Source organism: Streptomyces sp. CT34 (assembly GCF_000805335.1).
Classification (GTDB): Bacteria; Actinomycetota; Actinomycetes; order Streptomycetales; family Streptomycetaceae; genus Streptomyces.
Map to the genome: position 1 here is coordinate 4,832,927 of NZ_KN708638.1, position 19,868 is coordinate 4,852,794.

The window sequence follows — 19,868 nt, forward strand, 5'->3', positions numbered from 1 at the left end:
CGCTGGTCGTCTTCGGTGGCGCGGGGGTCGCCGTGGCGCTGGTGGGTGGGGCGCTGTTGACCGGACGGGGTCGGTCCTAGCCGGTCCCAGCCGGCGCGGGTCGGTCCCTCCTCGGTCCTGGCCGGCGGGCCGTTCCTTGCGGGGCGCGCCGGCCTCTCGGAGTGCGCTGGCCTCTCGGAGGGCGCCGGCCCCTCGGCAGTTGGTGGTTGCCGTGGTGACGGCAGTTGGTTGTTGCCGTGGTGGTGGCGGTGGTCAACTGCCGTCACGTCACTCTGGTACATCAGGCTTGATCGAAGTCAGGCTTGATCGAGGTCAGGCTTGATCGAGGTCAAGGCCGGCCGGGGGTGCGCGCCGATCCCTCGCGCGGGTGGCTATTGGGCCGATGTCCGATCCGGGGACCGAGTTCCTGAGGGGGCGGCTGCCTGATCAGTGCGACGGGTGCTCGCCCCGTGGGCGTGGGTGTGAGCGGGTGGGCGGGGGCCGCCGGCCAGGGCGAGCGTGACGGCCTCCAGGGCGCTGGTGAATGAGACCTCGGAGAGCAGGCCGGGGGCCGCGACCTGGTCGCCCGCCAGGTAGACGCCGTGGCCGCGGTCGATCGCCGGGCGGTCGCGCCAGGTGGTGCCGGGGAGGTCCACCGCTCCTGTACGGCCGGTGGACAGCGACTCACGGCGCCAGGTGGTGCGCTCGCGCCAGTTGGGGAAGCCGGCGTCGAGGAGGCGTTCGGCGCGGGCGATCCCGGCGGCGCGGGGCTCGTCCGGGGCGATGCCGAAATGGCCCTGGAGGAGCTGTTCGCCCTTCGGTGCCAGGCTGGGGTCGGGGGCGGTGAACCGCTCGATCCAGCCGGGGAAGTCGAGCCCGGACACCACGAACGGGTCGCCGCGCCGGGTCCGTATGGCGAGGTCGAGCAGTGCCGCACGGGCGCTGCTCCAGCGGAGCCGGTCGTCCTTGAGCAGGGCGCGGGCGGAGCCGAGGTGGGTGGCGACGATGACCGGGGTGTCCTCCGGCAGCGTCTCGACACGGGCCCCGGTCTCGATGCGTACGCCCAGGTCACGGGCGTGCCGTGCCATCCCGTCGATGAGTGTGCCCCAGCCCCCGGCGACGTAGTGGGCCTCGGCCGGGAGGTTGGTGCTGCGGCGCAGCCGCTCCTGTACGAAGGCGGCGGAGAGCGAGCCGGGGTCGTGGTGGAAGGTGGAGACGCCCACGTAATGGGCCGCCGCGCGGGCGGTCGGCTCGCCGACCTTGCTGCTCGCCCAGCTGAGGAAGTCCTGGTCGACCGGGGCGGTGCGGTGGCGGCGCAGCGTCGTCACCATGCCGAGCGGGGGCAGCCGGTGCAGTGTGCCGTGGTGCAGGAAACGCATCCGGGTCGCTTCCAGCGGGGGCAGCGTGGCGAGCGGCGGCAGTAGGCCGCGCTGCTTGAGCCAGGGCCAGTGCGGGCCGCGGTTGTAGAGGGCGTGCGCGCCCTCGTTGGTGCGGTAGGGCGCGTCGGCGGTGCGGGCGCGGCCACCGAGGGTGCGGTGGGCCTCGTAGAGGGTGACGGCGGCGCCGGACTCGGCGGCGGAGATGGCCGCGGTGAGGCCGGCGAAGCCGCCGCCGATGACGGTGAGGCGGGGGGGGGCCATGGGGGGCTCCTTTGGTGGTCGGGGTCGTGGTTGTGGTTGTGGTTGTGGTGTGTGCTCGGTTGTGTTTGGTCGGCTGTGGCTGTGGCTGTGGCTGTGGTCGAGGTCGAGATCGTGGTTGTGGTCGGTCGTGGTTGTGCTCGGTCGTGCGGGTGGTGCTCGGTCGTGCAGGTGGTGCTCGTGGGCTTGGACGGATGGGGGTGCCGCGGATGTGACATGGGGCCGGTAGAACGGGCGTTTGTGCAGGTCAGGGCGATTGTCAGTGGTGTGGTTCACGATGGGGTGTGGGTCGCGACGGGTTGAGTAGTTGAGCGGCTGCGGACCGGTCGCGTCGCGGACGGGCCGACGGTGGGAATACGCGGCGATGTGACCGGGACGTGGCAGGGGCGTGGCAGGGATCTGGCGGGTACGCGGGCCGGGGAACCGGTTCCGTGCGGTACGGAAGGCGGTGATCGCGTGGCAGGGGCAGGGCGCGGCAAGGAGACGGTGCGGGCGGTGCGGCGGCCGGAGGTGCGGTTGCCGGAGCTCCAGCCGTACGACGGTGCGGAGCTGGAGCCCGAAGGGGACTACGACGGGCTGGAGTTCGCGGGGACGGACTGCTCCGGGCAGTCGGCGCGGGGTGCGAGATTCATGGACTGCGCGCTGCGGCGGTGTGTGCTGGACGAGGCGGTGCTGAGCCGGGCGCGGATCATCGACAGCGTGCTGAGCGGGGTCCGCGGGGTCGGTACGGACCTGTCGCAGGCGATGCTGCGCGATGTGGAGGTGTCGGACGCCCGGCTCGGCGGGATACAGCTCCACGGTTCGGTGCTGGAGCGGGTTGTGGTGCGCGGTGGGAAGATCGACTTCCTGAATCTGCGCAAGGCGAAGTTGCGGGATGTCGTCTTCGAGGGGTGCGTGCTGGTCGAGGCGGACTTCGGCGGCGCGGAGCTGGAGCGGGTGACGTTCGACGACTGCACCCTGGCGCGGGTGGATTTCAGCGCGGCCCGGATGAAAGACGTCGATCTGCGCGGTGCCGCTGCGTTGGATATCGCGCGGGGGATCGACTCCCTGGCGGGCGCGGTGATCAGTTCGGCCCAACTGATGGATCTGGCACCGGCGTTCGCCGCGCAGGTGGGCGTGCGGGTGGAGTGAGCGGGGAGTGGGGAGTGGGGGGACGTGAGGCGGATGCGGCGAGGAGGGGCGACGTGACGGTGGAGGATGCGCCCGTCGGCCGTAGGGGTCAGACGCGGGGGAAGCGAGCCTGGAGTTCCCAGATGGCGGGGTTGTCGGCGAGACCGTTGTGCATATCGGTGAGGTCGGCGATCAGGTCGTGCAGGAAGTCGCGGGCCTCGCGGCGGAGTACGGCGTGGTTGAAGGTGAGCGGGGCCTCGTCGGCGGGCATCCAGTCGGCGTCGATATCGACCCAGCCGAAGCGGCGCTCGAAGAGCATCCGGTCCGCGGATTCGGTGAAGTCGAGCTCGGCGTGGATCGGCCGGGCGGAGCGGCTGCCGCGCGGGTCGGTGTCGAGCTGCTCGACGATGTCGCACAGCGCCCAGGCGAAGTCGAGTACCGGCACCCAGCCCCAGGCCGTGGACAGCTCGCGGTCGGACTTGGTGTCGGCGATATAGACGTCGCCGCAGAAGAGGTCATGGCGCAGGGTGTGCACATCCGCGGTCCGGTAGTCCGTCTGCGGCGGATCCGGAAAGCGGTGGGAGAGGGAATAGCCGAGGTCGATCACGTCTTGATGGTGTCACGCCGGTGCGGCGGGCGGTCCGGACGGTCGGGCGCCGCCGGTCCACCCCGGCCGGCCCGGGCCCGTGTGGCCCCGGGTCGATCACCGCAAGGAGATCGCCGACGGTGAGACGACCTGCGGCGTGATCGCAGACGGCGCTATCTCGTACGGCGTGATCGCAGACGGTGAGATCGCGGGCAGCGAGATCGCGCACGACGAGACGACACACCGCGCGATCACACCGTCCGCGATAACGCACCGTGCGATCACGCACGACGAGATCGCTCGCCGCGGATGCGGCACGACGGGACGACGGAGGACGGGACGACGGGACGACACACGACGAGATCGCTCGCCGCGGATGCCGCACGACGAGATGACGCGCGACGGGACGACGCACGACGAGACGACGCACGGCGGGACCGCGTACGGCGGGATCGTCATGACCAGAGGGTGGGGTAGTGATCATGTCTGGTTCGCCGGTGAGACGTTCGGCGGTTGCGCTGGTGTCGGCGGCGGCGCTGGTGGCGCTGCCGGTACTGCCCGTGCTGCCGGACGGCCCGGGTGGGCAGGGTGCGGCGGCGTACGCGGCGGGGCCGGGCGCCGGCGCCGGGCCGGCCGGCGCAACCGTGAGGTATGCGCAGGGGCATTGGCGCGGGGGCTGGGCGGCGGCGCCGCAGCAGGCGAACGAGGTGCTCGGCAAGAACTGGTCCGAGGGCGGCTTCGCACGGCAGACGGTGCGGCAGGTGGTCCGGGTCAGTACGGGCGGCACGCAGGCCCGTATCAGGCTGTCGAACCGCTACGGTGCGACGCCGCTCAAGGTGGCCGGTGCCACTGTCGCGCGGACCGCTCAGGGGGCTTCGGTGCAGGCCGGTTCGGTGCGGCAGCTGACCTTTGGGCACCGGCGGTCGGCGACCATACCGGCGGGCGGCGAACTGCCCAGCGACGGCGTGGGGTTACGGGTGCGCGCCCTGGAGTCGGTGACCGTCACCCTGTATCTGGACGCACCGACCGGTCCGGCCACCTTCCATGCGATGGCGATGGCCACCAGCTATCGCGCGGCCGGTGACCGCCGCTCCGATGTGGGGGCCGCGGCGTTCACCGAGACCTCGCAGTCTTGGTACTACCTCTCCGGCGTCGAGGTGGCCGGTGGCGGGCCGGCCGCACGGAGCGACGGGGTGGTGGCCTTCGGGGACTCCATCACCGACGGGTACGGCTCCACGGTCGACGCCAACCGCCGCTACCCGGACCAGCTGGCCGAGCGGTTCGCCGCCGCGGGCCGGCCGCGCAGTGTCCTCGATGAGGGGATCAGTGGCAACCAACTGACCAGCAGCACGAGCGGGTTCGGTGAGAAGGCCGTGGTCCGTTTCCGGAAGGACGCGCTCAAGGCGCCGAACGTGGGCACCGTCGTCGTCCTGGAGGGCATCAACGACATCGGTATGAGCGAGTGGGGCGGCGCGCCGGGCGGGCCGACCCCGGAGGTGTCCGTCCGACAACTCATCGCCGCCCAGCGGGTGTTGATACGTCAGGCGCACGGCAGGGGAATCCGGGTGATTGGTGCGACGCTGACACCGTTCAGGGGTGCCGCGTATTACACCGAGCGGGGCGAGATCAAGCGTGAGGCGCTGAACGACTGGATACGCACCTCCGGTGAGTTCGACGGGGTGGTGGACCTGGACCACGCGTTGGCCGATCCCGCCGACCGGGGCCGCATAGCGCCCGCGTACGACGAGGGCGACCATCTGCATCCGAACGACGCCGGCTATCGCGCGATGGCCGATGCGGTCGACGTCAACGCGTTCTGAGGGTGCCGGCCGCCGGCCCCGGGGCGTTGGTGCCGGGCGCTGAGGGCACCGGTGCCCGGCGTGGGCGCTGACGGCGGCGCGCCGCTTCGTGCTCGCGCCTACGGCAGGGTCAGTACGCGCGGGCCGTCGTCCGTCACCGCGACGGTGTGCTCGAAGTGGGCGGCGTGGCTGCCGTCGGTGGTGCGCAGGGTCCAGCCGTCGGGGGCCGCGTAGTAGCCGTCGCCGCCGCCGGACAGGAACATCGGCTCGATGGCGATGACCAGGCCGTGGCGGAGGACGAGGCCGCGGCCCGGTCGGCCGTCGTTGGGGACCGGCGGGTCCTCGTGCATCGCGCGGCCGATGCCGTGGCCGCCGAAGTCGTGGGGGATGCCGTAGCCGGCGGCGCGTCCGACGCTGCCGATGGCGTGCGAGACATCGCCGATCCGGGCGCCCACGACGGTCGCGGCGATGCCCGCTTCCAGGGCGCGCCGGGTGGTCTCCATCAGCCGGGCGTCCTCGGGGTGCGTGGCGCCGACGGTGAAGCTGGTGGCCGCGTCGCCGGCCCAGCCGTCGACGACCGCACCGCAGTCGATGCTCACCAGGTCGCCGTCGCGGAGCCGGTAGCCGTCGGGGATGCCGTGCACGATGGCGTCGTTGACGGAGGCGCAGATCACGGCCGGGAAGGGCGTCGGCGCGAAGCTGGGGCGGTAGCCGAGGAAGGGGGAGGTGGCGCCGGCCTCGCGCAGGACCGTACGGGCCACCTCGTCCAGGTCCAGCAGCCGTATGCCGGGGGTGGCCGCGGCGCGGACCGCGGACAGGGCGTCCGCGACGACCCGGCCGGCCACGCGCATCGCGTCCAGCGACGCATCCGTCTTGATCTCGACCATCCGTACAGCCTCCCGTTCGGGCCGCCCGTACGCACCTCGGTGCCGGGCGGCGGACACAGCTCACAGTTCCGCGCAGCGACCGGTATTTCATTACCGGTATTTGTTTACCGGTATTAGTATCACGGGCATGGTGCGCACTCCACTGACCCCCTGGGAACGCGAACGCGGCGAGCGGCTGGGCGCGCTGCTGCGGGCGGCGCGCGGCGAGCGGAGCATGGTCGAGGTCGCCGCGGCGGCCGGGCTGTCCGCGGAGACGCTGCGCAAGATCGAGACCGGGCGGGCGCCGACCCCGGCGTTCTTCACGGTCGCCGCGCTGGCCGGCACGCTCGGCCTGTCGCTGGACGAGGTGGCGGTGCTGGCCACGCCGCCGGATGCCGCGCCGGAAGCCGCCAACCGCCACGGTGGCGCGGCGGCCTAGGGTCCTACCCCATCGGGCAGGCCCTGGCGCCCATCCGAGCCGGGGCCTGGCGCCCATCCGGTCGGGGCCTTGTCGAGCGAAGGGCCGGCCCCCGTCCGGGAGTCGGCCCCAGCATGGATGGCCGGGCTGCCAAACGCGAAGGGCCGGCCCCCTTCCGGGAACCGGCCCACCGGCGGTGCGTCACCCACGGCGGTGCGTCACCTGCTGACGTGTGTGACCTGCCGGCGGTGTGTCACCACAGCCGATGTCCGACCTACCTCCAGCGCTTCACCCGCCGCCGGCACCTCACCAACGCCGGTACCTCGTCAACGCCGGCGCCTCGGGTGCCGACTCCGAGTGCGGGGCAATCGCCTCAGACACCTCAAACGCCTCAGACGTTGACGCCGAAATCCTGGGCGATGCCGGCCAGGCCGGATGCGTAACCCTGTCCCACGGCGCGGAACTTCCAGTCCGCGCCGTTGCGGTACAGCTCGCCGAAGACCATGGCGGTCTCGGTGGCGGCATCCTCGCTGAGGTCGTAGCGCGCTATCTCGGCGCCGCCGGCCTGGTTGACGATGCGGATGAAGGCGTTCCGTACCTGGCCGAAGTTCTGGCCGCGGCTCTCGGCGTCGTAGATGGAGACCGGGAAGACGATCTTGTCGATGTCGGCGGGCAGCGCGGCGAGGTCGACGTTGATCGACTCGTCGTCGCCGTCGCCCTGGCCGGTGGTGTTGTCGCCGGTGTGGACGATGGACCGGTCCGGCGTCTCCTTGTTGTTGAAGAAGACGAAGTGCTGGTCGGAGTGGACCTTGCCGGTGGCGTTGACCGCGATGGCGCTGGCGTCGAGGTCGAAGTCCGCGCCCGTGGTCGTGCGGACGTCCCAGCCGAGGCCGACCGTGACGGCGGTCAGGCCCGGTGCCTCCTTGGTGAGCGAGACGTTGCCGCCCTTGGACAGGCTTACAGCCATGGGAAGTCCCTTTCCTCGTCGAGGTCGCGAGCATGTGGTCACACGCTTCGGGCTCCGCAGCGTGCGGTCACACGCTTCGGGCTCCGCCCCGGGCGGAGCTGCCGTTACCCACCTCAACGCGGCCGGGGGACCGGGTGGTTCCAGGTTTCTTTACTTTCCTTGGTCGACTCTTTGGCTGTTCCTTTGCCTTATCCCGGCGCCGGTCTTCAGCCGACCGGCCTTTACTCGGTGCCGGGTGCCGGGTGCCGGGTGCCGGGTGCCGGGTGCCGGATGGGGGGGGCCGCCCGGGAAAGTGAGGTGACGGGCGGCCGTGGGCGCGGGATCATGGGAGGCATGTCCGGGCCCTATGTCATCCGAGGTTCGGTCGTTCTGCCGGAGGCCGAGCTGGTCTGGCGTTTCTCACGCTCCTCCGGGCCGGGCGGCCAGCACGTCAACACCAGCGACAGCCAGGTCGAGTTGCGCTTCGACCTGGCCGGGACGAAGGCGCTGCCCCCGGTGTGGCAGGAGCGGGCCCTGGAGCGGCTGGCCGGCCGGCTGGTCGACGGCGTGCTGTCCGTACGGGCCTCCGACCACCGCTCCCAGTGGCGCAACCGCGAGACCGCGGCCGTACGGCTCGCCGCGCTGCTCGCCGAGGCCACCGCGCCGCCGCCCAGGCCGCGCAAGAAGTCGCGGATCCCACGCGGTATCAACGAGCGGCGGCTGCGCGAGAAGAAGCAGCGCGGCGAGACCAAGCGGGGCCGCTCGGGCCGCGATTGGGGCTGAGCGGGCCGACGGTTCCCGGTCCTCAGCCCAGCTGGCGGTACTTGCCCCGGAAGTACGTGAGCGGCCCGTCGTCATCGTCGGACGTCGTGGTCGCCAGGACGCGTCCGATGACGAGGGTGTGGTCGCCGGCCACCACCCGCTGTTCGGTGCGGCACTCCAGCGTCGCCAGTGCGCCGCCGATGAGCGGGGCGCCGGACGCTTCGCCGCGTACGGACGGAATGTCCTCGAAGAGCAGCCGGTCGCTGATGCGGCCCTTCATGGCGAATCGCCCCGCTACGTGACGCTGATGGCCCGAGAGTACCGAGACGGCCCACAGCGGCTGCTGCGCCAGCAGGTCGTCCATCCGGGAGTCGTTGCGAACGCTCACCATGACCAGCGGCGGGTCCAGGGACACGGACAGGAACGCCGTCGCGGTCATGCCGACGTCCTCGCCACGCGGGCCGGCGTCCGGGTCGTGGGCGGTGATCAGCACCACGCCTGCGGCGAGGCGGGACAGGGCGGCACGGAACTCGTCGTCACTCACCCCAACAGCATGCGCGATCGGCCCGTCGCCCGGCACGGAGGCGAGGGAGACGGCGGGTGCGGTGGGTGCGGCGGGTGTGGCGGAGCCGGCGGCCGGGGTGGCGGCAGGAGTTTTCGTGAACACGCCATGAACGCTAACTTCGACCGGCCCCGGTCCGCATCGGGCCCCGGGACCACTCGCGCCCTAGGTCCGGCGGCGGAGGCGATCGCCACCGCGGAGGGCACGGAGGGCACGGAGGGCACGGAGCGTGCGGGGCGGCGCCCGGGGACGGGTGCTCGCGGAAGTGTCCGCCGAAGTGCCCGCGGAACGGTTCGGAGAAGTGCTCGCGGAAGTGCTCGGAGGTGGCTGGAATTTGCGTTCAGGAAGACTTCGAGGAGTAGCCGAGCGTTGTTCGGGCGCCTTGGTGAGCTGCGGCCGTGGACCGGCAACCGGCCGTCACCGCTTGTGACTTGAGTCACAGCGGGCGCTAATTGTTGACCCTGTGTACCGAGTGAACAGCTCACTGTGATTCAGTGAGCGTGGAATCGGACGACGAAGACGACGAAGAAGAAGACGACAACGAATCGGTGGAGTGCTGTCGAGGTCTCAGGGAGAGCGAGCGATGGAGACCGAGTCGGAGCCCTATGTCCGTCTTGCGACCCTGCGGCAGCTGCACCAAGTGGTCGCCGAGCTGAATACCGCACGCAGCCTTGCGGACACCTTGCAGTCCGTTGCCGACGGGGCGATCGCCGGGCTGGGCTTCGAGCTCGCCGCGGTCAACCTCGTACGGCCGGACGGCGATCTCGTGGTCGCCGCGGTGGCCGGCAGCGCGGGCGCCGAGGCGCTGATGGCCGGGCGGGTGGGCTCGCGCTCCTCATGGGAGCGGCGGCTGTCCATGGGGGAGCGCTGGGGCGACCTGTGCTTCATCCCGTACACCGAGGGCTGGGTGCTGGATGACGACGACGTGCCCCAGTGGCACACCGCCGGGCCCGCGCCCCGCTTCCCCGACGAGTGGCACCCGATGGACCGCCTCTTCGCGCCGATGTACACGGCCGCCAACGGCAACGGCGAGCTGCTCGGGGTGATCTCCGTGGACCGGCCGCGCAACGGCCGGCGCCCCGGCCCCTGGGGCCAGGAGGCGCTCCAGATGTACGCGTTCCAGTCGGCCATCGCGATCAGCAACGCCCGGCTGCGGGCCAACATGCAGCGCGCCCTGGTCCGGCTGGAGCGCGAGCAGCAGGCGCTGCGCGCCAGCGAGGAGAGCTTCCGGCAGGCTTTCGAGTACGCGCCGAGCGGGATGGCCGTCGCCGAAATGGGCGGTGACCAGCACGGACGGCTGCTGCGCACCAACGACGCGCTGTGCCGGCTGCTGGGCCGCCCGGCGTCCGCGATGCGCCGGCTGTCCTTCTCCGACCTCGTGCACCCCGAGGACATCGGCACCCTGCTGCGCACCTCCGCCGAGGGCGGCCGGGCCGAGCTGCGGCTGGCCCGCCGGGACGGCACGTACGTGTGGGTGTCGCTGCGGAACTCGGTCGTCGCGGACACCGCCGACGGGCCCCGCTACCTGCTCACCCACGTCGAGGACATCGAGGAGCGCAAGCGCCATGAGCTCGCTCTCGCGCACCGCGCCAGCCATGACTCGCTGACCGGACTGCCCAACAGCGCCGAACTGCGCACCCGGCTCGGCGCCCGGCTGTGCTCCCGCCGGCCGGGCTCGCTCGCCGACGCCTACGCCTCCTCGGGTGCGGACGGCTCCGATCCGCGCGCCCCGCACGGCTTCGGGGCGGACGGCACGGAGCCGTTCGAGGGGCTCGACGGCTTCGAGGGCAAGGCCGCCGGCCCGGTCCCGTTCGACCACCACATCCATCTCTTCGCGCCCCCCGACGGGCCCGAGGACGACGGCTCCAAGGGGCTCGCGGTCCTCTTCTGCGACCTGGACGGCTTCAAGTCGATCAACGACCGCTTCGGGCACAACACCGGTGACGCGGTGCTGATCGAGGTCGCCCGGCGGCTGACCAGCGGTGTCCGGGACGGCGACACGGTCGCCCGGCTCGGCGGCGACGAGTTCGTGGTGCTGGCCGACGGGCTGGGTACGGCCGATGCGCAGGACCTCGCGGTCCGGCTACGGAACGCGATCATCCCGCCGATCCGGGTCGAGGGCCGGGCAGTCCGGGTCGGCGCCAGCTTCGGCATCGGCTGGGCGAGCTGCGGTATGACCGCCGAGGAGGTGCTGGAGTCGGCCGACCAACGGATGTACGTGGAGAAACGCTCCCGCTCGAAGGGGAACCGGCGGGCGGCGGGCTGAGCGTGGGAGCCGGGCCGGGAACCGCGGCCCCGGTGCCGCGCATCTCACACCCGCGGCATCGTGCCTGGCGTACCGCCCGTTCACCGGCCGTTGGTGATCTTGTGGTTGGGCGGGATCGGCGTGGTACGGCCTTGACGGGGTAGGCTGCGCCGATGCGGCGCGGAGCCGCCGGGGCCGGGAAAAGACAGTTCGCGCGGATGCCCGCGAACGCGCACATCACGCGCACATCACGCGTACGGATCGCTTGGGAGTGACACGGAATGACGGCCGGTAACAACGGCGCGGACACGCCGGAGAACGACGACCCGTTCGGCTACCTCTACCGCTCGGAGGGCGGCGAGGGCGGCGCGGGCCCGTCGGGCGACGGCGGGGCGGCGCGGCAGCCGGGCGTACCGCGGACCTCCTACAACCAGGTCCGCGCGGTCGGCCAGCGGCAGTACGGCGGTCAGCAGACCCAGCAGCCGGCGTACGGCCAGCAGAACGCCCACTACGCCGCGCCCGAGACGCTGCCCGGAGGCGGCGGCGAGCGCACCCGCCCGGCCCCCGCGTACGGCGGCCAGGAGCCCCGGCGCGGCCGGAACGGCCTGCTGATAGGCGCGGTCGCGGTGGTCGCGGTGGTCTGCATAGGCATCGGTGTGGCCATGCTGACCAACAGCGGCGACAACAAGAGCGACACCGCCCAGAAGCCCGGCCCGACGGCCGGCGACTCGGTCCAGCCCAGCACCCAGCCGTCCACCAAGCCCAGCCCCGGCGCACTCCCCAAGGACGACGCGGGCGCACTGCGGCTCAGCGGTGGCGCGACGACCGCCAAGGACATCAAGGGTGCCCAATCGGCCAGCGGTTCGTACGTCACCGGCTTCAACCAGGTCGGGGCGAAGGTGCAGTGGACCGTGAACGTGCCGACCGCCGGCGACTTCCGGCTGAATGTGCACTACAGCATCCCGGGAGACGACGCCAACGCCACGCTCTCGGTCAACGGCAAGCCCAACAGCTCGCCGTTGGGCCTGAAGAACTTCATACACTCCGCGAAGGGCGACTGGGTGAAGGGCTGGCAGACGACCTGGGCCCCGGTCACCCTGAACAAGGGCACCAACACCCTCGAGATCGCCTGCGCACAGGGCAATCAGTGCAACGCCATCCTGGATCAGGTGTGGCTGACGGGGGCCAATCAGTAGGCGTCGATTGCCACTTGGGGTGCGGCCGCAACACCGCAGGTGAGCAGGCTCGTTGCCCGAAAACGGATTGCACTCGTCACTTTGGTCAACTGGACTGGGCAGCAACATTCCAGTTGATCTGAGGTGATTACGCGAGAAGTTACGTGTCATAGCCCTGTCCGGTGCTGTGTTGCTGGCCGCGCTGCCGCTCACCGCGGGAACGGCCGATGCAGCTGCCAAATGCCCCAACGGCAACATCTGTGGCTGGACGCAGCCGAACTTCGAGGGGCAGGAGTCCGACGTGTTCACCCCCTCGTCGGGATGCAACGCGTTCGACCAGGACAACGTCCGGTCGGTGTCAAACCAGGACTACCACCGGGTGACCTTCTACAGCGATAGCGGGTGCTACGGCCAGCACTTCGACCTGACCAGGGGCCAGTACTCGGCCAAGACTCCGTGGCCGGTGAGGAGCATAGCCGTCTGGGGGCCGGACAAGTAGCAGGTGGCGTTGGGCTGATACGGGCCGAGGGCGCGATCGACCCGGTCGTGTCCTCGGCCCGTCGTCCGTCCGAGTGTTGCGCCTCAGGGCCTTGCTGCCGGCAGTTGGACAGGGCACCGGGCGAGTGCCGCCGAGCAGGTTCGGAATCCTCACGCCGCCGTAGGCCGATCCGTCACCACCACGTGCGGCAGCAGTTCTTCGTACGTCGCGGGGTCGAACTCGCCCGCGGCCGGGGCCCGTACGGTGGCCGCGGAGAGGGCCACCGCGCGGGTCAGGCGGTCCGGCCAGGGGAGTTCCTCGACGAGGCCGGAGAGCAGGCCGGCCACGGCGGAGTCGCCGGCCCCGGTGGGGTTTCCGGCGAACCGGTGGGGTGGGGTGGCCTGCCAGGCGCCCTCGGCGGTGACCGCGAGCATGCCGTCCGCGCCGAGGGAGGCGGCCACCGCGTGGGCGCCGCGGCGGCGGGCGTCGCGGGCGGCGCGCAGCGGTTCGGTGCTGCCGGTGAGGGCGGCCAGCTCGTCGGCGTTGGGCTTGGCGAGGTCGGGGCGGGCGGCCAGGCCGCGGCGCAGCGGTTCGCCGCTGGTGTCGAGGAGGACGGGGACGCCGGCGGCGTGCGCGGCGCGGGTGAGGCGGGCGTAGACGTCCACCGGGACGCCCGGCGGGAGACTGCCGCAGAGCGCCACCGCCCGTGCCTCGCCCAGCAGTTCGCGGTAGGAGCCGAGGAACGCGGCCCATTCGGCGGGGGAGACGGTCGGACCCGGTTCGTTGAGCTGGGTGGTGTCGCCGGTGGCGGCGTCGACGACCGCGATGGTGCGGCGGCTGGCGCCGCCCACCGGGACCAGTGCGTCGGTGACGTCGGTCTCCTGGGTGAGCAGGGCGCGCAGCGCCTCGCCGGTGCCGCCGCCCGCGAAGCCGGTGGCGACCGTGCGGTGGCCGAGCGCGGCCAGTACGCGGGCGACGTTCAGGCCCTTGCCGCCGGGGCGTTCGGTGACCTCGGTGACGCGGTTGGTGGCGTGCGGGTGGAGCCGGGGGACGCGGTAGGTGATGTCCAGGGCGGCGTTCAGCGTGACCGTGAGGATCATGGTCTCCCCTCCGGGAGGAGGCCGGCCGGACGGCCGTGGGTGAAGGCACCGCGTGCGGCGGTGGCATACGGACAAGTGCGCGAGCGATCATGCCATCGCGGATGCCGGTACGCCCAGACCCGGAACGGCCACCCGGTACTGCCCGGCCGCCGGCCCGGCGGCCGGGCAACACCCGGTGCCCGTCGGTTCAGGCGCCCGGCGGGCGCACCAGCCATGTGCCCCGGCGCATGACGCCGACCAGTTCGCAGGCCGCGTCCAGCACCACCAGGTCGGCGTCCTTGCCGGTCTGGAGGGAGCCGGTCCGGCCGTCGATGCCCAGCAGCCGGGCGGGGGTGGCGGAGAGCGCCCGCACGGCCTGATCGATCGTCAGGCCGTCGACGGTGACGGCGCGTTGGAAGGCGCGGTCCAGGGTGAGTGTGGAGCCGGCGATGGAGCCGGCCGTGGGGCCCTCGCTGATTCGCGCGACGCCGTCCTTGACCTCGACCCGCATCGGGCCGAGCGGATACATCCCGTCGGTCATCCCGGCCGCGCCCATCGCGTCCGTGATGAACGCGACCCGTTCGGCGCCCGCCTCGCGGAAGGCCAGCTGGAGGACCGCGGGGTGCAGATGGGTGCCGTCGTTGATGAGCTCGACGGTGATCCGCTCGTCCTCCAGGAGGGCGGCGACCGGGCCGGGCGCCCGGTGGCCCAGTGCGGGCATCGCGTTGAAGAGGTGGGTGGCGACGGTGGCGCCGGCGTCGATGGCCCGGCGGGTGGCGTCGTAGGTGGAGTCGGTGTGGCCGATGGCGGCGATCACCCCGGCGTCGGCGAGAAGCCGTACGGAGTCCAGGCCGCCGGGCAGTTCGGGGGCGACGGTCATCATCTTCGCGGTGCCGTGCGCGGCGTCGACGAGCTTGCGGACGTCGGCCGGGTCCGGGTCGCGCAGCAGCTCGGGCTGGTGCGCGCCGCAGCGGTGCGGGGAGATGAACGGGCCCTCGAAGTGGATGCCCGCCAGGTCGCCCTGCTGGACCAGCTCGGCCAGCACCGCGGCCTGCCGGGCGAGGTCGCCCAGTTCGCCGGTGACGGTGGAGGCGACCATCGAGGTGGTGCCGTGCCGGCGGTGGGTGTCGATGACCTTCAGGCACTCCTCGGGGTCGGCGGACGAGAAGGAGCCGCCGCCTCCGCCGTGCACGTGCACGTCGACGAAGCCGGGGACGATCAGGTGCCCGGGCAGCTCGACGACCGTCTCCGCTCCGGCGGTTGCGTCGCCGTTCTCCGGCACCCGGTCCACGTCGCGGCTGTGGACCCCGGCGATACGGGTGCCCTCGACGGTGAGCCGGCCGCCGTCGACGACGCCGGACGGCCGGGCGATGCGGGCGCCGGCCAGGACGGTGCGCCGGGGGGCCGGGGTCCGTCCCGCGGACTGTTGCTGTGCCATCAGGCGGTTACCTCCGTGGAGAGAAGATCCCAGGCGAGCAGTCCTGCGCCCAGGCAGCCGGCGGCGTCCCCCAGGGCCGCCGGAACGATCGAGGGGAGCCGCTGGAACGTAACGCGCCGCCGGACCGCTTCCCGCAGAGGCGCGAACAGCGTGTCACCCGCCTCGGCGAGCCCGCCGCCGATGATCAGCGTCCGCGGGTCGAGCAGGGTGAGCGCGGTGACCAGGCCGTCGGCGAGGGCGTCCACCGCGTGCTGCCAGACCTCCCGGGCGCGCCGGTCGCCGGACTCCACGGCCCTGGCGCAGTCGGCGGCGCCGGCCGCCGGATCGCCGCAGACCGCCGCCCAGTCGCGGCCCACCGCCGCGGCCGAGGCCACCGTCTCCAGGCAGCCGCGCTGCCGGCAGCCGCACTCGCGCCCGCCGGGCCGGACGACGATGTGGCCGATCTCGCCGGCGCTCCCGTGGGCGCCCGCCTCGATCCCGCCGCCGATCCCGATGGCGCCGGCGATCCCGGTGCCGAGGGGGACGAAGAGGAACCGGTCGGTGTCCCGGCCCGCTCCTATCCGGCCCTCGGCCAGGCCCCCGGTGCGGACGTCGTGGCCGAGGGCGACCGGCACCCCGCCGAGCCGCCGGGACAGCAGCTCGCGCATCGGTACGTCCCGCCAGCCGAGGTTGGCGGCGTAGACGGCGATGCCCGCGGCCTCGTCGACGATGCCGGGGACGGCGACGCCGGCGGCCACGGCGGTGCTGCCGAAGCGCTCCCGGCCGAGGTCGCGCAGCTCGGTGGCGAAGCCGAGGATCGTCTCGACGACGTCGGCGGGGCCGCGTTCGCGCCCGGTGGGGCGTCGCGCCTCGTGCAGCAGGGTGCCGTCCGCCCCGGCGAGGGCGGCCTTCATTCCGGTGCCGCCCACATCAAGGGCGATGACGTGTCTCACGGGAACAGTTTCGCGCGATCCGCCATGAAAGGTCTAGTCCACTCGCCGGTGCGGTCGCGCCGGCGCCCGAATTCGGATCTGTGGTACGCACGGGTAGCATTTCGTCTTCGCCATCCCACACGGTGCCTGACCTGCGCAAGGGGCGGGGCGATAGGGAAACGGAATGGGGAGTGGTGTAGACCTTGTGAGGGGCAGTGGGGAGACTCGCTGTTCTGCGTCGGTCGAGGGCGAACCCCGAGACGGCGGTGGGGCTAGCCCGGCAGACACGGAAATTCGGGACAAAGGGGCGGTAACAGCGGTGCAGCGGCGGTACGTGAGCCTGGCGGCGGTGGGACTGGCCGCCACCATGACACTGACTCTTACCGGCTGCGGAAGCAGCTCGGACGGCAACGATGTCACCCTCAAGCTGATCGCGGCGGACTACGGCGACAGCAAGACCAACAGCTCCCAGCACTACTGGGACCGGCTCGTCCACGAATTCGAGCAGAAGAACCCCGGCATCAAGGTCGACGTCAGCGTCTACAGCTGGACCGATGTCGACAAGAAGGTCGAGGACCTGGTCCACGCCGGCAAGGCCCCCGACATGGCCCAGGTCGGCGCGTACGCCGACTACGCCGCGCACGGCAATCTCTACACCGCCGACGACCTGCTCTCCATCCCCGTCCAGGCCGACTTCGCGCCCTCCCTCGCGGAGGCCGGCGAGTACCAGCGGCGCCAGTACGGCATGCCCTTCGGGGCCAGCACCCGGCGGCTCTTCTACAACAAGAAGCTCTTCGCCCAGGCGGGCATCACCAACCCGCCGCAGAACTGGGACGACATCGTCAGCGACGCCCAGGCGCTCAAGGCGCACGGCGTGAAAATACCCTTCGCGCTGCCCCTCGGTCCTGAGGAGACGCAGGCCGAGACGCTGGAGTGGATGCTCGCCGGAGGCGGCGGCTACACCGACAACATCGGCAAATACACCGTCAGTTCGCCGGACAACGTCAAGACCTTCGAGTGGCTCCAGAAGGAGCTGGTCGGCAAGGGCCTCACCGGCACCGACCCCGCCAAGCTCAACCGCGGGGACGCCTTCGCGGGCTTCGCCGACGGCCAGGTCGGCATGCTCAACGGCCACCCCACTCTCATGAAGCAGGCCGAGGCCAAGGGCATCGACTACGGCACCGTCGAACTCCCCGGTACCAACGGCAAGGCCAAGGCCACCATGGGGGTCGCCGACTGGATGATGGCGTTCAAGCAGAACGGCCACCGCAAGCAGATCGGGAAGTTCCTCGACTTCGTCTACAGCGACAAGAACGTCCTGAAGTTCTCCGCGGACTACAACCTGCTGCCGGTCACCACCTCCGCCTCCCAGGCGATGCTCGCCGACGACCGCTTCAGCAAGCTGCACGGCTTCCTCACCCAGCTCCCCACCGCCCAGTTCTACCCGTCCAACAAGACGTCCTGGCCGCTGGTCTCCAAGACCGTCAAGTCCCGGATGGGCGCCGCCGTCGGCCCGCAGGGCAACCCGTCCGCGGTGCTCACCGACATCCAGAACACCGCCGACACCGCCGACAACGCCGCCGAGTGAGCCGGCGGACCCCGGGCCGCGGACCGGGCGCGGGGACCCCGGGCCGGGCACCGCGGCCCCGGACCGGGCGCCCGGAGGGGTCCGGCGGTGGGCTTATCGTGGGAACGTGAGGGCGGACCACGTGGACGGCACAGGCGGCGCAGAAGGCGCAGACGACACGGACAGCGCAGACGGCACCGGCGGCGCGGGAGCGGAGCGCGGACTGTCCGCCCGCGACGAGGCGGTGCTCGCCGTGGAACGCCGCTCCTGGTCCGGCCCCGGCGCCAAGGAGCGCGCCATCCGCGAACAGCTCGGCATCTCCCCGACCCGCTACTACCAGCTCCTCAACGCACTGCTCGACGACCCGCGGGCGCTGGCGCACGACCCGGTGACCGTCAACCGGCTGCGCCGCGTACGGGACGCCCGCCGGGCCCGCCGCTGAACCGCCTCCCGGCGCAGACCGCCTCCTCCGCTGCCCCTCCCGGCGCCCGGCCCGCCGCCCCGATGCGCCCGTGCCCCCGGCGTGCGCCCGTGCCCCGCCGGTAGGGTCGCCCCATGGGCAGCCCCCCGAACGCCGCGCCGCAACCCGAACCGACGCCGGACCCGGCCCCGACGCCCCCCGCCGTCCCGGTACCGCACTCCGCCGCCGGCCGCGAGGGCCTCGCCGCGCTGCTGGCGCACCCCGAACGCGCCGTCGTCGCCCTCGACTTCGACGGCACGCTCGCCGACATCGTCCCCGACCCGGCCAAGGCCCGCGCCCACCCCGGCGCCACCGCCGCCCTCGCCCGGCTCGCCCCGCACCTGCGCGCGGTCGCCGTCATCACCGGCCGCCCGGCCGCCGTGGCGGTCCGCCTCGGCGGCTTCGACGGCCTGCCGGGCCTGGACCACCTCGTCGTCCTCGGCCACTACGGCGCCGAGCGCTGGGACGCCGCGACCGGCGCGCTGCACGCCCCCGCCCCGCACCCCGGCATCGCCGCCGTACAGGCCGAACTCCCCGGCGTACTGGACCGTTCCGGCGTCTGGCACGGCACCTGGGTCGAGACCGCCGTCGAGCACAAGGGCGGCCGGGCCGTCGCCGTCCACACCCGCCGCGCCGCCGACCCGCAGCACGCCTTCGAGACGCTGCGCGGACCGCTCACCGAACTGGCCGAGCGGCACGGCCTGATCGTCGAACCGGGCCGGCTGGTACTGGAGTTGCGCCCGCCCGGCATGGACAAGGGCGTGGCGCTCGCCGACTGGGTACGGGAGACCGGCGCCGCCGCCGTCCTCTACGCGGGCGACGACCTCGGCGACCTCGCAGCATTCGCCGCCATCGAGAAGCTGCGCTCCGAGGGGCCGGGCGGCGTCCTGGTGTGCAGCGGCAGCAACGAGGTCACCGAGCTGGCCGAGCGCGCCGACCTGGTCGTCGACGGCCCCCGGGGCGTGGTGGCGCTGCTCGGCGCCCTCGCCGACCGCATCGAGAGCCGCAGCTGACCCCGCCCGGGACCGGAAGGAGCAGCGGCGCCCCGGGCCGCTCCTCCGCGCGGCCCGGGGCGGTTCCCCGACAGCCGGGCCACTCCTTGCGGCCCAGGGCGGATCGCCCCTGCCCCGGCTACTCCTTGAGGCCCAGGGAGGACAGCGCCGTCGTCCAGTCGTGCGCGATGGCCTGCTGTGCCTTGGCCAGGTCGGTCTTGCCGGAGCAGATGGCGGTCTTGAGCTTGTTCTCCACCGCGTCCTTGGGGTTGTTCGGCCCGGCGCCCGGCTTGTGCCCCGGGGACGGCGGCTCCACCCACAGGTTGCGCGGATCGTTGGGGTCGCCGCCCAGCTGGAGGCTGATGAGGTGGTCGTACTCGGCGTCGTGCATCGAGCCGGTGTAGCCGTACGACTTGGCGTTGGCGGCCTTCTCCCGGTTGGTGATGTTGACCGGCGGCCGGATGCCCTTGGTGTAGCCGCTGGAGCAGATGGTGGCCTTCAGCGTCTGCGGCGTGACCTTCGGGTTGGTCGCCCCGGGGGTGCACTTGGGGTCGGGCAGCGGCTGCTTGTCGGCGGTGTAGTGGACGTGGCAGGTGCCGGGGTCGGGCTGCTTCTGGACCGTGTACGCGGACTGCGGCCCGGGGCCGACGGGTATCGGCCCGGACGGGGCGGAGGCGGAGGAGCCCGGCGCCGCCCCGGACTTCGAGGTGCCGCCCTTCGGGTCGGACCCGCTCTTGCCGGACGAGCAGCCGGCGAGCGTGGTCGCCAGTACGGTGACGGCCGCAACCGCGGCCCATCGTGCGGAGATTGACATGAACAAGAACTACCCCACTCCGGCCCCGCACAGCCGCGCGACGG

General features: G+C 72.4%; 20 protein-coding genes. 10 read left to right on the forward strand and 10 right to left on the reverse strand.

What is annotated here, in order from left to right; genetic code table 11:
- Window positions 1–371 precede the first annotated feature (371 nt).
- Window positions 372–1,619 (reverse strand): FAD-dependent oxidoreductase, encoded by a 1,248-nt coding sequence (locus RZ84_RS21220; protein ID WP_078894038.1) that lies wholly within the window; start codon window positions 1,617–1,619, stop codon window positions 372–374.
- 483 nt (window positions 1,620–2,102) lie between these two features.
- On the opposite strand from RZ84_RS21220, the gene RZ84_RS21225 reads away from it, so the two are divergent.
- The gene (locus tag RZ84_RS21225) at window positions 2,103–2,747 is read left to right on the forward strand and encodes a pentapeptide repeat-containing protein (RefSeq protein ID WP_043265613.1); all 645 of its coding nucleotides are present in this window, start codon (window positions 2,103–2,105) and stop codon (window positions 2,745–2,747) included.
- 88 nt (window positions 2,748–2,835) lie between these two features.
- Here RZ84_RS21225 and RZ84_RS21230 read toward each other — a convergent pair whose 3' ends face one another.
- Window positions 2,836–3,333: a hypothetical protein gene (locus RZ84_RS21230; RefSeq protein ID WP_043265614.1), complete on the reverse strand. Its 498-nt coding sequence runs from the start codon at window positions 3,331–3,333 to the stop codon at window positions 2,836–2,838.
- A gap of 96 nt (window positions 3,334–3,429) precedes the next feature.
- Window positions 3,430–3,771 carry a hypothetical protein gene (locus RZ84_RS39120; protein WP_157878874.1) on the reverse strand — a complete coding sequence of 114 codons (342 nt, stop codon included), beginning with the start codon at window positions 3,769–3,771 and terminating at the stop codon, window positions 3,430–3,432.
- Window positions 3,772–3,809: 38 nt separating this feature from the next.
- On the opposite strand from RZ84_RS39120, the gene RZ84_RS21235 reads away from it, so the two are divergent.
- On the forward strand, window positions 3,810–5,132 hold the full coding sequence (locus RZ84_RS21235) for an SGNH/GDSL hydrolase family protein (RefSeq protein WP_241777797.1): 1,323 nt from the start codon (window positions 3,810–3,812) through the stop codon (window positions 5,130–5,132).
- Between the two features lie 98 nt (window positions 5,133–5,230).
- On the opposite strand, the gene map is transcribed toward RZ84_RS21235, so the two are convergent.
- The gene (map, locus tag RZ84_RS21240; protein WP_043265615.1) at window positions 5,231–5,998 is read right to left on the reverse strand and encodes a type I methionyl aminopeptidase; all 768 of its coding nucleotides are present in this window, start codon (window positions 5,996–5,998) and stop codon (window positions 5,231–5,233) included.
- A 127-nt stretch (window positions 5,999–6,125) separates the two neighbouring features.
- On the opposite strand from map, the gene RZ84_RS21245 reads away from it, so the two are divergent.
- Window positions 6,126–6,416: a helix-turn-helix domain-containing protein gene (locus tag RZ84_RS21245; protein WP_043265616.1), complete on the forward strand. Its 291-nt coding sequence runs from the start codon at window positions 6,126–6,128 to the stop codon at window positions 6,414–6,416.
- 370 nt (window positions 6,417–6,786) lie between these two features.
- Here RZ84_RS21245 and RZ84_RS21250 read toward each other — a convergent pair whose 3' ends face one another.
- On the reverse strand, window positions 6,787–7,362 hold the full coding sequence (locus tag RZ84_RS21250; RefSeq protein WP_043265617.1) for a TerD family protein: 576 nt from the start codon (window positions 7,360–7,362) through the stop codon (window positions 6,787–6,789).
- 333 nt (window positions 7,363–7,695) lie between these two features.
- On the opposite strand from RZ84_RS21250, the gene arfB reads away from it, so the two are divergent.
- The gene (gene arfB / locus RZ84_RS21255; RefSeq protein ID WP_043265618.1) at window positions 7,696–8,124 is read left to right on the forward strand and encodes an alternative ribosome rescue aminoacyl-tRNA hydrolase ArfB; all 429 of its coding nucleotides are present in this window, start codon (window positions 7,696–7,698) and stop codon (window positions 8,122–8,124) included.
- A gap of 22 nt (window positions 8,125–8,146) precedes the next feature.
- Here the strand turns inward: arfB and RZ84_RS21260 are convergent, their stop codons facing one another.
- Complete coding sequence (locus RZ84_RS21260) at window positions 8,147–8,770, reverse strand: flavin reductase family protein (protein ID WP_198540020.1); 624 nt, start codon at window positions 8,768–8,770, stop codon at window positions 8,147–8,149.
- 478 nt (window positions 8,771–9,248) lie between these two features.
- Between RZ84_RS21260 and cdgB the strand changes: the two genes are divergently transcribed.
- The 3 genes from cdgB to RZ84_RS21275 all read left to right on the forward strand — a co-directional run bounded on the left by cdgB (window position 9,249) and on the right by RZ84_RS21275 (window position 12,584).
- On the forward strand, window positions 9,249–10,931 hold the full coding sequence (cdgB, locus tag RZ84_RS21265) for a diguanylate cyclase CdgB (RefSeq protein ID WP_043265619.1): 1,683 nt from the start codon (window positions 9,249–9,251) through the stop codon (window positions 10,929–10,931).
- A gap of 260 nt (window positions 10,932–11,191) precedes the next feature.
- Entirely contained in the window at window positions 11,192–12,106 is a 915-nt protein-coding gene (locus RZ84_RS21270) for a CBM35 domain-containing protein (RefSeq protein WP_043265620.1), read from the forward strand.
- A gap of 169 nt (window positions 12,107–12,275) precedes the next feature.
- The gene (locus tag RZ84_RS21275) at window positions 12,276–12,584 is read left to right on the forward strand and encodes a peptidase inhibitor family I36 protein (protein ID WP_157878875.1); all 309 of its coding nucleotides are present in this window, start codon (window positions 12,276–12,278) and stop codon (window positions 12,582–12,584) included.
- Between the two features lie 149 nt (window positions 12,585–12,733).
- Here the strand turns inward: RZ84_RS21275 and RZ84_RS21280 are convergent, their stop codons facing one another.
- From RZ84_RS21280 to RZ84_RS21290, 3 genes are all read right to left on the reverse strand, one after another.
- Window positions 12,734–13,663: a 1-phosphofructokinase family hexose kinase gene (locus tag RZ84_RS21280; protein ID WP_043265622.1), complete on the reverse strand. Its 930-nt coding sequence runs from the start codon at window positions 13,661–13,663 to the stop codon at window positions 12,734–12,736.
- A 187-nt stretch (window positions 13,664–13,850) separates the two neighbouring features.
- Window positions 13,851–15,080, reverse strand: coding sequence for an N-acetylglucosamine-6-phosphate deacetylase (nagA, locus tag RZ84_RS21285; RefSeq protein ID WP_043265623.1), 1,230 nt, complete (start codon window positions 15,078–15,080; stop codon window positions 13,851–13,853).
- Window positions 15,080–16,012, reverse strand: coding sequence for an ROK family protein (locus tag RZ84_RS21290; protein WP_043265624.1), 933 nt, complete (start codon window positions 16,010–16,012; stop codon window positions 15,080–15,082). Before RZ84_RS21290 ends, nagA begins: the two co-directional genes overlap by 1 nt.
- A 346-nt stretch (window positions 16,013–16,358) precedes the next feature.
- Between RZ84_RS21290 and RZ84_RS21295 the strand changes: the two genes are divergently transcribed.
- The 3 genes from RZ84_RS21295 to otsB all read left to right on the forward strand — a co-directional run bounded on the left by RZ84_RS21295 (window position 16,359) and on the right by otsB (window position 19,031).
- Window positions 16,359–17,579: an extracellular solute-binding protein gene (locus RZ84_RS21295; RefSeq protein ID WP_241777798.1), complete on the forward strand. Its 1,221-nt coding sequence runs from the start codon at window positions 16,359–16,361 to the stop codon at window positions 17,577–17,579.
- Window positions 17,580–17,781: 202 nt separating this feature from the next.
- Window positions 17,782–18,000 carry a DUF3263 domain-containing protein gene (locus RZ84_RS21300; protein ID WP_043270452.1) on the forward strand — a complete coding sequence of 73 codons (219 nt, stop codon included), beginning with the start codon at window positions 17,782–17,784 and terminating at the stop codon, window positions 17,998–18,000.
- A 113-nt stretch (window positions 18,001–18,113) separates the two neighbouring features.
- The gene (gene otsB, locus RZ84_RS21305; protein ID WP_043265626.1) at window positions 18,114–19,031 is read left to right on the forward strand and encodes a trehalose-phosphatase; all 918 of its coding nucleotides are present in this window, start codon (window positions 18,114–18,116) and stop codon (window positions 19,029–19,031) included.
- A 118-nt stretch (window positions 19,032–19,149) separates the two neighbouring features.
- Here the strand turns inward: otsB and RZ84_RS21310 are convergent, their stop codons facing one another.
- Window positions 19,150–19,824, reverse strand: a complete 675-nt coding sequence (locus tag RZ84_RS21310; RefSeq protein WP_043265627.1) for a hypothetical protein — start codon at window positions 19,822–19,824, stop codon at window positions 19,150–19,152.
- Between the last annotated feature and the right edge of the window lie 44 nt (window positions 19,825–19,868).

What these genes read in the sequence shown, in the direction of transcription:
- arfB (WP_043265618.1), top strand. Translation starts at nt 7,696, where the DNA reads ATGTCCGGGCCCTATGTCATCCGAGGTTCGGTCGTTCTGCCGGAGGCC.
- RZ84_RS21310 (WP_043265627.1), bottom strand. Translation starts at nt 19,824, where the DNA reads ATGTCAATCTCCGCACGATGGGCCGCGGTTGCGGCCGTCACCGTACTG.
- RZ84_RS21245 (WP_043265616.1), top strand. Translation starts at nt 6,126, where the DNA reads ATGGTGCGCACTCCACTGACCCCCTGGGAACGCGAACGCGGCGAGCGG.
- RZ84_RS21250 (WP_043265617.1), bottom strand. Translation starts at nt 7,362, where the DNA reads ATGGCTGTAAGCCTGTCCAAGGGCGGCAACGTCTCGCTCACCAAGGAG.
- RZ84_RS21270 (WP_043265620.1), top strand. Translation starts at nt 11,192, where the DNA reads ATGACGGCCGGTAACAACGGCGCGGACACGCCGGAGAACGACGACCCG.
- otsB (WP_043265626.1), top strand. Translation starts at nt 18,114, where the DNA reads ATGGGCAGCCCCCCGAACGCCGCGCCGCAACCCGAACCGACGCCGGAC.
- RZ84_RS21220 (WP_078894038.1), bottom strand. Translation starts at nt 1,619, where the DNA reads ATGGCCCCCCCCCGCCTCACCGTCATCGGCGGCGGCTTCGCCGGCCTC.
- RZ84_RS39120 (WP_157878874.1), bottom strand. Translation starts at nt 3,771, where the DNA reads ATGACGATCCCGCCGTACGCGGTCCCGCCGTGCGTCGTCTCGTCGTGC.
- nagA (WP_043265623.1), bottom strand. Translation starts at nt 15,080, where the DNA reads ATGGCACAGCAACAGTCCGCGGGACGGACCCCGGCCCCCCGGCGCACC.
- RZ84_RS21295 (WP_241777798.1), top strand. Translation starts at nt 16,359, where the DNA reads ATGACACTGACTCTTACCGGCTGCGGAAGCAGCTCGGACGGCAACGAT.
- map (WP_043265615.1), bottom strand. Translation starts at nt 5,998, where the DNA reads ATGGTCGAGATCAAGACGGATGCGTCGCTGGACGCGATGCGCGTGGCC.
- RZ84_RS21280 (WP_043265622.1), bottom strand. Translation starts at nt 13,663, where the DNA reads ATGATCCTCACGGTCACGCTGAACGCCGCCCTGGACATCACCTACCGC.
- cdgB (WP_043265619.1), top strand. Translation starts at nt 9,249, where the DNA reads ATGGAGACCGAGTCGGAGCCCTATGTCCGTCTTGCGACCCTGCGGCAG.